This is a genomic window from Kitasatospora sp. NPDC059408 (assembly GCF_042751525.1).
Taxonomy (GTDB): Bacteria; Actinomycetota; Actinomycetes; order Streptomycetales; family Streptomycetaceae; genus Kitasatospora.
Genome location: NZ_JBHYWI010000012.1, coordinates 35,318 through 47,598, shown reverse-complemented (window position 1 = coordinate 47,598; position 12,281 = coordinate 35,318). Strand labels below are relative to the sequence as shown.

Sequence of the window (12,281 nt, the reverse complement as noted above, 5' to 3'; positions counted from 1 at the left end):
TTGCATTAAGCACTCTAGGCTCACAGTCCCTCAAACGCAAACTCTTAGCTTTTACGTGAGGGCGGGCGGCGGCGCGATCCGGCCCAGCGCCGTCGCCACCAGGTGGTCCGTGTAGGCGGCCGACAGGTCCGAGGGGCGGAACAGGATCCGGTACATCAGGGGGGCGACGACGGCGTCCAGCAGGCCCTCCAGGTCGGGCACGGCCTCCCCGCGCCCGGCCGCGCGCACCCCGACCGCCTTCAGCTGCTCGGCGGCGTAGTCGGAGCAGCGCGCCGCGTTGCCGTGCCCGGGATCGCCCAGCAGCGCGTCGCGGATGTACGCGAGGCCCGCCGTCGAGGACATCTCCTCGGCGAACTGCGCTGTCCACGCCTCCAGGTCCGCCCGCAGGCTCCCGTGGTCGGCCGGCGGGGCGTCGGGGCGCAGCCGCTCCACGGCCACGTCCGACAGGAGTTCCCGCAGGTCCCCCCAGCGGCGGTAGACGGTGGACGGCGTGACGCCCGCGCGGGCGGCGATCAGGGGCACGGTGAGGGCGTCCCGGCCCAGTTCCGCTTCGAGATCGCGGACGGCCTGGTGGACGGACTGCTGGACGCGGGCGCTGCGCCCGCCGGGGCGTGTGGTCGGTCGGGCACTCATGCGGTCCAGACTAACGCGAAGGAGTTGCGTCTGGTTGGATGGGCGGCTGAAACCAGAGGGAGGGGAGCCGCCATGGTGTCCGTGGGGGAGAAGCTCAGCAGCGCGCGCGTCCGGGCGTTCATAGGCCGGGACGAGCAACTGGAGCGCTTCGGCGACGCCCTGGCCGGGCGGCCGCAGGCGCCGTTCGCCTTCTACGTGGTCGGACCTGGCGGCATCGGGAAGTCGACGCTGCTGCGGCGTCTGGCCGACGACGCCCGCGCGGAGGGACGGCCGCTCGTCGAGCTCGACGGCCGCTTCGTCAGCCGGGACCCGGCCGACTTCGAGCGCGCGGCCGCCGCCTTCCTGGACGTCCCCGGCACGGTGCTGTTCGTGGACTCCTTCGAGCACTGCCAGTGGCTGGAGAGCTGGCTGTGGCACCACTTCCTGCCGCGCGCCGCGGACGACGCCCTGGTCGTGCTGGCCGGCCGGCTCGCGCCGCAGCCGCAGTGGGCCGCCGACCCCGCCTGGTCCGGGCTCCTGCACGTGACCGAGCTGGAGCCGTTCTCCGAGGAGCAGGCCCGCGGCCTGCTCGTGGCGGCGCGGATCCGCCCGGAACTGCGGGACCGCGTGCTGCGCTTCGCCGGGGGCAACCCGCTGGCGCTGTCCCTCGCGGCGGCCGCGGGATCGGCGGGCTGCGGCCGGGAGGAGATCTGGGCCCCCTCGGCGGACGTCCTGCGCACCCTGCTGACCGGCCTGATCGGCGAGGTGCCCACCGCCGCCCACCGGCGCGCCCTGGAGGTGGCGGCCCAGGCCTTCTCGACCTCGGAGGAGCTCCTCACCGCGGTGCTGCCCGAGGAGGACGCCCACGTCTTCTTCTCCTGGCTGAGGGACCTGCCGTTCATGGAGTCCACGCACCAGGGGCTCCATCCCCACGACGCCGCACGCGAGACGCTCGCCGCCGACCTGCGCTGGCGGGCGCCCAACGCCTTCGCGACGATGCGCCGGCGCCTCGCGGACGAGTACCTGCGGATCCTGCGCGAGGAACCCGAGGAGCGGGCGTGGACCGTCACCGACGAGCTCTTCTACCTCTTCCGGGAGGGCAAGGCCCTGGCGCGGCTGCGGACCTGGGACCGCGAGGACGAGGTGCACGACCGCCCCCTGCACCCGGAGGACCTGGCCGTCGTGCTGCGCATGGCGGAGGAGACCGAGGGCACCGCCTCCGCCGACCTGGTCCGCTACTGGGCGCAGCGCCAGCCGGAGGCCTTCAGTGTCTACCGCCTGGTCGGCACGGGCCGCGTCGTGGCGTTCACGGCCCGGCTCGCGCTGCCCGCCCCGCCCGACCCCGAGGACCTGGCCACCGATCCCGTCGTCGCCGCGGCGTGGGCGCACACCGAGACCGCCGTGCCGGTGCGCCCGGGCGAGCACATCGGGATCAGCCGCTTCACGGTCTACCCGGAGCGCTATCAGGTCCCGTCGCGCGTCATCGACCTGAGCAGTTCCCGCGCCCAGGCGGAGTCCGCCCGCGCCCGCGGCCGTGCGTACGGCTTCGCCGTCTGGCGGGACGCCGAGACGTGGGCCGAGCGCGTCAAGGGGACCCTCGCCGACACCGGTGCGCGGCCGCGCGTCGGCGCGCACACCTACGGGGTGTTCGGCGTCGACTGGCGCCAGGTGCCCGTGGAGGCCTGGCTCCAGCGCTTCATCACGGCCACCGACGAGCCCGTCTCGTCGGGACCGTCGCCCGTCTCGCGCTCCGCGTTCGACCAGGCCGTGCGCGAGGCCCTGACGCACTGGCGCGATCCGGGCGCCTTCGCCGCCTGCGCGCTGATGCGGTCCCGTCTCGCGGCCGACCTCGCCGATCCCGTCGCGGAGTTGCGCGCGCTGCTGCGCCGGTCCGTCGAGGACCTCGCGCGGGACCCGCGCGGCGTACGGGCCCGGGACGCCCTGACGGCGGGCTACTTCTCCGGCGCGCCCACCCAGGAGGCCGCCGCCCGCCGCCTCGGCCTGCCCTTCGGCACCTACCGGCGTCACCTGCGCCAGGGCCTGGACCTGCTCGGCGAGGCCCTGTGGCAGCGGGAGTTGCACGGCCCGACCCCGTAAGGGTGGACACGCCCGGGCAGGAGTGGACAGTCAATGCCCCTGCCCGGCCTGGAGAGTGGACACCGCCGCGCCCGAGGCTGTGGATCCCCGGGGCGCCATGACGCGCCCCGGCGATCCGCTACTCCGAGGAGCGACCATGAAGCCCCTGCTGTTCCCCAACGACGTGCAGTTCTGGTACGAGACCCTCCGCTCGTTCGGCCACATCGCCTACGGCGGCGCCGACTTCGGCGAGGTCGTGTCGACGAGCGCCCGCATCGTGGAGGGCGACTACGGCAGCTGGCACGACGAGTGGCTGGCCACCGCCGACCGGGTGGCCGCCGAGGCCCAGCGGGCGCTGGCGGCGGGCCACCGGGTCAGCGCCAGGGACGGCTTCCTGCGGGCGTCGAACTACTACCGCTCGGCCGAGTTCTTCCTGCACGGCAACCCGTGCGACCCCCGCCACGACCACGCCTACGACCGCAGCGTCGAGTGCTTCCACGCCGCGGCCGGGCTGTTCACCCCGCGCATCGAGCCGGTCCGCATCCCGTACGAGGGCACCACCCTGCCCGGCTACCTCTACCGGGCCGACGACTCCGGGGCGCCCGGGCCCACCGTGATCATGCACAACGGCTTCGACGGCACGGCCGAGGAGATGCACTACTTCGGCGCGATGGCCGGCGTCGAGCGCGGCTACACCGTCCTCGTCTTCGACGGACCGGGGCAGCCCGGGCCGCTCCACCACGACGGACTGGTCTTCCGCCCCGACTGGGAGAACGTCGTCGGCCCCGTCCTCGACTTCGCGCTGACCCTGCCGGAGGTCGACGGCGAGCGCGTCGCGCTGCTCGGCAACAGCATGGGCGGCCTGCTCGCCCCGAGGGCGGCGGCGTTCGAGCACCGGCTGGCCGCCGTGATCGCCCTCGACGGGGTCTACGACCTCGGCGAGGCCGTGACGAAGTCCGTGCCCGGCGACCGGGCCGTCGCCGAACGGCGGCTGCGCGCCGCCTCCGACCCCGAACTCGACTTCCGGTTCGGCCGGTTGATGGCCGACGACCCGGTGATGCGCTGGGCGCTGAACCACGGCATGTACGTCATGGGGGCCGACACCCCGCGCGCCTTCGGCGCCGCCTACCTCGACCACCACCTCCGCGACGGCATCGCCGAGCGGATCGCGTGCCCCACCCTGGTCTGCGAGGCCGCCGAGGACCTGTTCTTCGCCGGGCAGGCCCGGCAGCTGTACGACCACCTCACCTGCCCGAAGACGCTGATCGAGTTCACCGCGGAGGAGGGCGCCGACGCGCACTGCCAGGCGGGAGCCCAGCGGCTCGCCCTCGCGCGGATCTACGACTGGCTGGACGACACGCTGCACCACCGGTCCGCGGCGTCGTCGTAGCGGCCTCAGGCCAGGAAGCCGCGCAGCAGCGCCGCCGTCGCGGCGAGGTGCTCCTCGGTGGCGCGGCGGGCGCCGTCGCCGTCGCCGTCGAGGATCGCCCGCACCATCGCCCGGTGCTGCTCGGCGGCGTGCTCGATGTTGCGGTCCAGCATGGGGATCGCGTTGAGCAGGTCGTTGAGCCGCATCCGGGCCTCGGCGATGGCCGCGGCGAGGGTGGGGGAGCCGGTGAGCTCGCCGATGGCGAGGTGGAAGCGCGAGTCCAGCTGGCGGTACTGCTCCGCCGGCGCCCCCTCCAGCTCCTCCAGCCGGCTCTCCAGGTGGGCCCGCTGCTCGGGGGAGAGGGGGCGCCGGGCGGCGGCCTCGGCGGCGCCGACCTCCAGGACCTGGCGGTAGGTCAGCGCGTCCTCCAGCGCGCCGCCGAGGTCGCGGGCCGCGCGGCGCAGGTCGTCGACGTCCGGTTCGGGCATCCGGTAGGTGACGAAGGTGCCGCCGTAGCGGCCGCGGCGGGGTTCGACGCAGTCGGCCTGCTGGAGCGTGCGGAGCGCCTCGCGCAGGGTGTCGCGGCTGACGCCGAGCCGGGCGGCGAGGTCGCGTTCGGCGGGCAGCCGGTCGCCGGGGCCGAAGACGCCGAGCTTGATCGCCTGGAGCAGCCGTTCGACGGTCTCCTCGAAGGCGTTGCCGGTCCGCACCGGGCGGAAGATCGCCCCGGCCTGCCAGTCGAGCCGCGCCCGCTCACGTGTTTCGTCCACGTCCACGCCGGAATCGTACCTACGAACGGGATTCCCGTACTCGTTCCCGTCCCACTCTTGACGCGGCCCCCGTCCAGCCGGAACGATGCTGCTCACCCACCCAATGGACTGATTCCAGACCATTGAAGAGCCGTCCGACCGTCGAACCCGCCGGGGCGACCGCGCCACGCCGTCGTGGCCGCGCGCACCCCGGCACACCCTCAACCCCCAGGGGTGCCCATGACCGACGCACGCTCACCCGACCACCCTGGCCCCGCCGTGTTTCCGGTGGACTCCTCCCCCGTTTCCGCCGACGAACAACGCCTCCGCGAGCTGGGCTACACCCAGGAGCTGGCCCGCTCGATGTCGGGCTTCTCCAACTTCGCCGTCTCCTTCTCCATCGTCTCGATCCTCTCCGGCTGCCTCACCCTGTACGGGACGGGGATGAAGACCGGCGGCCCGGCCCTGATCATCTGGGGCTGGCCGGTGGTCGGCCTGCTGACCCTCTGCGTCGGCCTCGCGATGGCCGAGATCTGCTCCAGCTACCCGACGGCCGGCGGGCTCTACTACTGGTCCGCCAAGCTGAGTCGAACGAGCGGCCCGGCCTGGAGCTGGTTCACCGGCTGGTTCAACTTCCTCGGCCAGGTCGCGGTGACCGCCAGCGTCGACTACGGCGCCGCCTTCTTCACCAACGCGTTCCTCGACCTCCGCTTCGGCGTCGCGGCCACCCCCGCGCACACCATGGAGATCTTCGCGGTCATCCTGGTGGTGCACGGCCTGCTCAACACCTTCGGGGTGCGCCTGGTCGCCCTCCTCAACAGCGTGTCCGTGTGGTGGCACCTGGTCGGCGTCGCGATCATCGTCGGCGCGCTCGCGTTCCTCCCCGAGCGGCACGCCTCCGTGTCCTTCGTCCTCACCGAGTTCGTCAACCAGACCGGGTTCCACAACCAGTTCTACGTCGCGATGCTCGGCCTGCTGATGGCCCAGTACACCCTCACCGGCTACGACGCCTCCGCGCACATGACCGAGGAGACCCAGGACGCCGCCCGCTCCGGCCCGCGCGGCATCGTCAACGCCATCACCGTCTCCCTGGTCGCCGGCTGGATCCTGCTGCTCGGCATCACCTTCGCGATCCGCGACTACGACGGCGCGCTCAACAGCGACACCCAGGTCCCGCCCGCGCAGATCTTCATCGACGCGATCGGCTCCGGCGGCGCCCAGTTCCTGCTGCTCATCGTCATCGGCGCCCAGTTCTTCTGCGGCATGGCCTCGGTCACCGCCAACTCCCGCATGATCTACGCCTTCTCCCGCGACGGCGCGCTGCCCGGCTCCCGCCTGTGGCACCGCATCTCCCCGCGCACCCAGACCCCGACCAACGCGGTCTGGCTGGCCACCGGCGGCGCCCTGCTGCTCGGACTGCCCGCGCTCTGGAACAACACCGCCTACACGGCCGTGACCTCGATCTCCGTCATCGGCCTCTACATCTCCTACGTCATCCCGGTGTACCTGCGGCTGCGCCAGGGCGAGGACTTCCCGCGCGGCCCCTGGCACCTGGGCCGCTGGAGCCGGCCGATAGGCGTCGTCGCCGTCGCCTGGACGGCGGTGATCACCGTCCTGTTCATGCTGCCCACCGCCAGTCCGATCGACGCCGAGAGCTTCAACTACACCCCCGTCGCCGTGGCCGTCGTGGTCGGCTTCGCCGGCCTCTGGTGGCTGGCCTCCGCCCGGCACTGGTTCACCGGGCCCCACGTCGACGCCGTCCCGACCGCACCGTCCACGCCGTCCGCGCCCGACGCCCCGGACACCGAACTGGAGACCCGATGACCACCCCCCGGCTCACCCTCGACGAGCTGCGCACCCGCGTCGCCGACGGGTCCGTCGACACCGTCGTGCTCGCCATGACCGACATGCAGGGGCGCCTCCAGGGGAAGCGCGTCGCCGCCGAGTACTTCCTCGACGACGTCGTGCCCGGCGCCGCCGAGGGCTGCGGCTACCTGCTGGCCGTCGACGTCGACATGAACACCGTCGACGGGTACGAGATCTCCTCCTGGGAGAACGGCTACGGCGACCTGACGCTGCGCCCCGACCTCGCCACCCTGCGGTCCGTCCCCTGGCACCCCGCCACCGTCATGGTCCAGTGCGACGTCGTCCACCACGACGGCACCCCGGTCGCCGTCTCCCCGCGCCAGGTCCTCCAGCGCCAGCTGGACCGCCTGGCCGGCTACGGCTGGCAGGCCCAGGCCGCCACCGAGCTGGAGTTCATCGTCTTCCGGGACAGCTACGAACAGGCCTGGGACAAGGACTACACCCGGCTCACCCCGGCCAACCAGTACAACGTCGACTACTCCATCCTCGGCACCGGACGCATCGAACCCCTCCTGCGCCGCCTGCGCAACGGCATGGCCGGCGCCGGCCTCACCGTCGAGTCCGCCAAGGGCGAGTGCAACCTCGGCCAGCACGAGATCGCCTTCAAGTACGCCGACGCCCTCACCACCTGCGACAACCACGCCGTCTACAAGACCGGCGCCAAGGAGATCGCCGCCCAGGAGGGCTACAGCCTCACGTTCATGGCGAAGTACGACGAACGCGAGGGCAACTCCTGCCACATCCACCTGAGCCTGCGCGACGAGCAGGGCGCCCCCGTGTTCGCCGGCGACCGCCCGCACGGCTTCTCCCGCACCATGGAGCACTTCCTCGCCGGCCAGCTCGCCTGCCTCGCCGACTTCGCCCTGCTCTTCGCCCCCACCGTCAACTCCTACAAGCGCTACGTCCCCGGCAGCTTCGCGCCCACCGCGATCGCCTGGGGCCGCGACAACCGCACCTGTGCCCTGCGCGTCGTCGGCCACGGCCCGTCGCTGCGCTTCGAGAACCGCGTCCCCGGCGGCGACGTCAACCCCTACCTCGCGGTCGCCGCCCTGATCGCCGCCGGACTGCACGGCGTCGAGCAACAGCTCGAACTCCAGCCGGAGTTCACCGGCAACGCGTACGCCTCCGACGCGCCCCGGGTGCCCGCCACCCTGCGCGACGCGGTCGACGCCTTCGAGCGCAGCGCCGTCGCCACCGAGGCCTTCGGCAAGGACGTCGTCCGGCACTACACCCACGCCGGGCGCACCGAACTCGCCTCCTACGAGCGGGCGGTGACCGACTGGGAGCGGCGCCGCGGATTCGAGCGGCTGTGACCCACGACGACCGCCGGCGACCCCTCATCGGCATCAGCAGCTACCAGGACGACGCCGCCTGGTCCGTCTGGAACCAGCGCGCCTCCCTCGTGCCCCAGACGTACGTCGACGCCGTCGTCCGCGCGGGCGGCACCCCGGTGCTCCTGCCGCCCCAGCCGGGCGGCGCCGGCCACCTGCTCGACGCCCTCGACGGACTCGTCCTCGCCGGCGGACCGGACGTCGACCCGGCCCGCTACGCGGCGACCCCCGACCCGCGCACCGGCCCGCCCCACCACGCCCGCGACGACTGGGAGAGCCGGCTCCTCGGCGCCGCCCTCGCCCGGGACGTGCCGCTGCTCGGCGTCTGCCGCGGCATGCAGCTGCTCAACGTCGAACTCGGCGGCACCCTCGTCCAGCACCTGCCCGACGACAGCCACCAGATCGTCCCCGCCCGGTTCGTCCGCCACCGCGTCGGCCTCGCGGACGGCAGCCGGCTCGCCGTCGTCCTCGGGCCCGCCACCGAGGTCTCCTGCTACCACCACCAGGCCGTCGACCGGCTCGGCACCGGCCTTCAGGCCACCGCGCACAGTGCCGATGGCACAGTCGAGGCGCTCGAACTCACCGGCCACCGCTTCGCCCTGGGCGTCCAGTGGCACCCCGAGACCGACCCCGACGACCTGCGCCTGTTCCACGCGTTCATCACCGCCAGCCAGAGGGAGACCGCCCGATGACCGAACCTGACCTCTTCGAGGTCGTCAACCCCGCCACCGAGGAGGTGATCACCACCGTCGAACTGGCCGGCCTCGCCGAGACCGACGCCGCCGTCGCCCGCGCCCGCGCCGCCTTCGACACCTGGCGCCGGGTGGCCCCCGCCGACCGCGCCCGGCTGCTGCGCGCCTTCGCCGCCGCCGTCGACGCCGACCGCGAGCACCTCGCCGCCCTGGAGGTCGCCAACGCGGGCCACACCATCGGCAACGCCCGCTGGGAGGCGGGCAACGCGCGGGACGTCATCGAGTACTACGCCGCCGCCCCCGAGCGCCTGTTCGGCCGGCAGATCCCCGTCGCCGGCGGCATCGACGTCACCTTCCAGGAGCCGATCGGCGTCGTCGGCGTCATCGTGCCCTGGAACTTCCCCATGCCGATCGCCGCCTGGGCCCTCGCCCCGGCGCTCGCCGCCGGCAACACCGTCATCGTCAAACCGGCCGAGCTCACCCCGCTCACCGCGCTGCGCCTCGGCGAACTCGCCCTGGCGGCCGGGATCCCCGAGGGCGTGCTCCAGGTGCTGCCCGGCCGCGGCCCGGTCGTCGGACAGCGCTTCGTCACCCACCCCGACGTGCGCAAGGTCGTGTTCACCGGCTCGACCAGGGTCGGCAAGGAGATCATGGCGGGCTGCGCCGCCCAGGTGAAGCTCGTCACCCTCGAACTCGGCGGCAAGAGCGCCAACATCGTCTTCGCCGACGCCGACCTCGCCAAGGCCGCCGCGACCGCGCCCTACGCCGTCTTCGACAACGCCGGCCAGGACTGCTGCGCCCGCTCCCGGATCCTCGTCGAGGCCTCCGTGTTCGACGACTTCATGGCGCTCCTGGAGCCGGCCGTCCGCGGCGTGCGGGTCGGCGACCCGACCGACGAGAAGACCGAGATGGGCCCGCTGATCTCGGCCGCCCACCGCGAGCGGGTCTCCTCGTACGTCCCGGACGCGTCGGCCGTCGCCTTCCGCGGCAGCGCCCCCGACGGGCCCGGCTTCTGGTACCCGCCGACCGTCCTCGCGCCCGTGCGCCACGACGACCGCGCCTTCACCGAGGAGATCTTCGGCCCGGTCGTCGCCGTCGTCCCGTTCCGCGACGAGGAGGACGCCCTGCGCATCGCCAACGCCACCGAGTACGGCCTGTCCGGCTCCATCTGGACCCGGGACCTCGGCCGCGCCCTGCGGGTCTCGCGCGGCGTCGACGCCGGCAACCTCTCCGTCAACTCGCACTCCTCGGTGCGCTACACCACGCCGTTCGGCGGCTTCAAGCAGTCCGGCCTCGGCCGCGAGCTCGGCCCGGACGCCCTCGACGCCTTCACCCAGACCAAGAACGTCTTCATCTCCACGGAGGAATGATCAGCATGACCCAGCGACTCGACGGCCGCGTGGCCGTCATCACCGGCGCCGGCAGCGGCATCGGCCTGGCGACCGCCCGCCGCTTCGCCGCCGAGGGCGCGAAGGTGGTCTGCGTCGACCTCGACCCCGAGACCGGCGCCAAGGCCGCCAACGAGGTCGGCGGCCTGTTCATCCAGGCCGACGTCACCGACGAGGCCGCGGTGCGCGACCTCTTCCAGCGGGCCGTCGACGAGTACGGCCGCCTCGACATCACCTTCAACAACGCGGGCATCTCCCCGCCGGACGACGACTCCATCCTCACCACCGGCCTGGAGGCCTGGAAGCGCGTCCAGGAGGTCAACCTCACCAGCGTCTACCTGTGCTGCAAGTACGCGATCCCGCACATGCAGCGCCAGGGCAAGGGCTCGATCATCAACACGGCGTCGTTCGTCGCCGTGATGGGCGCGGCCACCTCGCAGATCTCCTACAGCGCCTCCAAGGGCGGCGTCCTGGCCATGTCCCGCGAGCTGGGCGTGCAGTTCGCCCGCGAGGGCATCCGCGTCAACGCCCTGTGCCCCGGCCCGGTGAACACCCCGCTGCTCCAGGAGCTCTTCGCCAAGGACCCGGAGCGGGCCGCCCGCCGCCTGGTCCACATCCCGCTGGGCCGCTTCGCCGAGCCCGAGGAGATCGCCGCCGCGGTGGCCTTCCTCGCCTCCGACGACTCCTCCTTCATGACCGCCAACACCTTCCTCGTCGACGGCGGCATCTCCGGCGCGTACGTGACGCCGCAGTAGTCCCCCCGAGACCGCCGGCGCGCCCGCCCCCTGTCGTGGGGGAGGGCGCGCCGGCGGCGTTTCAGGCGTCTGAGCCGTCGAGGGCGGTGTCGGGGATCCAGGAGCCGTGGATTCCCGCGGTCACCCGGCGGGGGAGGTGGACGGCGGCGACCCGGTCCAGGCCGGCCGCGTCGAGGACGAGGAGTTGCGAGGCGTCCTGCTTGAGGTCGGAGACGACGGTGAGCAGGTAGCCGTCGTCCTCGTGGACGGCGCCGGCCGCGGGGACGAAGACGGCCTCGCTGGGCAGGCGGGCGTCGCCGACCCGGTGGATGCGGCGGGCGCCCGTGGTGCGGTCGTACTTGACCACGCCGTAGCCGCCGTAGCCCTTCTCGTCGGGGAAGGAGACGGCGTACTGGTAGCGGTTCTCGACCCCGAGGTAGTCCTCGTTGAGGGTCGGGAACTCCACCGGGAGGTCGTCGACGATCCGCTCGTCGACGCTGCCCGCCGCCAGGTCGATCACCCAACGGCGGGTGTAGGAACGGGCGTTGGGCTCGGTGCCGCGCCCGGGGGCGCCGACCCACCAGTTCCAGGAGAGCCGGAAGCCCTCGCGGTCGACGGTCGGGCCCTCCAGGACGATGCGGCCCTGGCCGTCCTCGTAGGCGTTGGAGACGTGCAGCATGTTGCCCGGCTCGATGGAGAACCAGCGGATGTGCCGCGTGCCGTCCTCCCCGCGCGGCATGACGCCGATCCGGGCGGGCTGGGTGTCGCTCCAGCCGTACGGGATGCCGGAGTGCTCGTCCGGGTCGAAGGTGACGTTGCCCTCGATGAAGACCACGTGCCGGCGGGTGACGGCGAAGTCGTGCTTGAGCGAGGCGGTCGCGCCCGGGATCTCGGTGCTGCGGACGATCCGGCCCTCGGCATCGGCGACGTGGTAGACGAGGAAGGGCGGGAACGGCGAGGACCCGAAGAAGTGGAGCTCGCCCGTCACCGGGTCCTGCTTGGGGTGGGCCGTCATCGCGGTGCGCAGCTTGCCGTCGAAGTCGAAGGCGCCGACCGTCTCCAGCTCCCGGGTGAGCTCGAAGGGCAGGTTCGCCTCGCACAGGGCGAGCAGCCGGCCGGCGTGCTCGATGACGTGCGTGCCGGCGGTGCTGGCGGCCAGGTCGGGGCCGTGCTCGGTCAGGTACGGGGCGCCGTCGAGCGCGGGGGTGCGGACCCAGCGGTTGCGGTACCACTCGGCGCGGCCCTCGCGCAGGCGGACGCCGTGGACCATGCCGCTGCCCTTGAACCAGTGGGCGGGGGTGACGCCGGGCTTGGGGTTGTGGCTGTTGCGCAGCAGCCGACCGGTCAGCTCGGGGGGCAGGGCGCCCTCGACGGTGAGTTCGGTGGCGGTGATCTCGTCGGCGACGGGGGTGTAGTGGCCGAGCAGGTAGGGCTTGTCGGTGGTCATGGCAGTGCCTTCCGTGT

10 protein-coding genes are annotated in these 12,281 nt (G+C 73.0%); 7 read left to right on the top strand and 3 right to left on the bottom strand.

All coding sequences use genetic code 11. From position 1 onward, the window contains the following. Window positions 1-51: 51 nt before the first annotated feature. Window positions 52-633, bottom strand: a complete 582-nt coding sequence (locus ACFXDE_RS10865) for a TetR/AcrR family transcriptional regulator (protein ID WP_380437709.1) — start codon at window positions 631-633, stop codon at window positions 52-54. A gap of 72 nt (window positions 634-705) precedes the next feature. Between ACFXDE_RS10865 and ACFXDE_RS10860 the strand changes: the two genes are divergently transcribed. Both ACFXDE_RS10860 and ACFXDE_RS10855 read left to right on the top strand, forming a co-directional pair. Beyond that, window positions 706-2,709: an AAA family ATPase gene (locus tag ACFXDE_RS10860; RefSeq protein WP_380492948.1), complete on the top strand. Its 2,004-nt coding sequence runs from the start codon at window positions 706-708 to the stop codon at window positions 2,707-2,709. A 136-nt stretch (window positions 2,710-2,845) separates the two neighbouring features. Beyond that, a complete protein-coding gene (locus tag ACFXDE_RS10855) occupies window positions 2,846-4,078 on the top strand; it encodes an alpha/beta hydrolase family protein (RefSeq protein ID WP_380492946.1) in 1,233 nt (410 codons plus the stop codon). Between the two features lie 5 nt (window positions 4,079-4,083). Here the strand turns inward: ACFXDE_RS10855 and ACFXDE_RS10850 are convergent, their stop codons facing one another. Beyond that, on the bottom strand, window positions 4,084-4,827 hold the full coding sequence (locus ACFXDE_RS10850) for a FadR/GntR family transcriptional regulator (RefSeq protein WP_380437767.1): 744 nt from the start codon (window positions 4,825-4,827) through the stop codon (window positions 4,084-4,086). A 219-nt stretch (window positions 4,828-5,046) separates the two neighbouring features. Here ACFXDE_RS10850 and ACFXDE_RS10845 point away from each other — a divergent pair, with 219 nt between their 5' ends. Genes ACFXDE_RS10845 through ACFXDE_RS10825 form a run of 5 tightly spaced genes read left to right on the top strand, consistent with a single transcriptional unit; the run spans window position 5,047 to window position 10,838 of the window. After that, on the top strand, window positions 5,047-6,630 hold the full coding sequence (locus tag ACFXDE_RS10845) for an amino acid permease (RefSeq protein ID WP_380492945.1): 1,584 nt from the start codon (window positions 5,047-5,049) through the stop codon (window positions 6,628-6,630). Then, window positions 6,627-7,985, top strand: coding sequence for a glutamine synthetase family protein (locus tag ACFXDE_RS10840; protein WP_380492943.1), 1,359 nt, complete (start codon window positions 6,627-6,629; stop codon window positions 7,983-7,985). The genes ACFXDE_RS10845 and ACFXDE_RS10840 overlap by 4 nt, the downstream gene beginning before the upstream one ends. Further along, window positions 7,982-8,695 (top strand): gamma-glutamyl-gamma-aminobutyrate hydrolase family protein, encoded by a 714-nt coding sequence (locus ACFXDE_RS10835; protein WP_380492941.1) that lies wholly within the window; start codon window positions 7,982-7,984, stop codon window positions 8,693-8,695. The genes ACFXDE_RS10840 and ACFXDE_RS10835 overlap by 4 nt, the downstream gene beginning before the upstream one ends. After that, on the top strand, window positions 8,692-10,065 hold the full coding sequence (locus ACFXDE_RS10830; RefSeq protein WP_380492939.1) for an aldehyde dehydrogenase family protein: 1,374 nt from the start codon (window positions 8,692-8,694) through the stop codon (window positions 10,063-10,065). Before ACFXDE_RS10835 ends, ACFXDE_RS10830 begins: the two co-directional genes overlap by 4 nt. Before the next feature lie 5 nt (window positions 10,066-10,070). Continuing rightward, the gene (locus ACFXDE_RS10825) at window positions 10,071-10,838 is read left to right on the top strand and encodes a 3-oxoacyl-ACP reductase (RefSeq protein ID WP_030557237.1); all 768 of its coding nucleotides are present in this window, start codon (window positions 10,071-10,073) and stop codon (window positions 10,836-10,838) included. A gap of 61 nt (window positions 10,839-10,899) precedes the next feature. On the opposite strand, the gene ACFXDE_RS10820 is transcribed toward ACFXDE_RS10825, so the two are convergent. Then, entirely contained in the window at window positions 10,900-12,264 is a 1,365-nt protein-coding gene (locus tag ACFXDE_RS10820; protein ID WP_380492937.1) for a carotenoid oxygenase family protein, read from the bottom strand. Window positions 12,265-12,281: the final 17 nt, after the last annotated feature.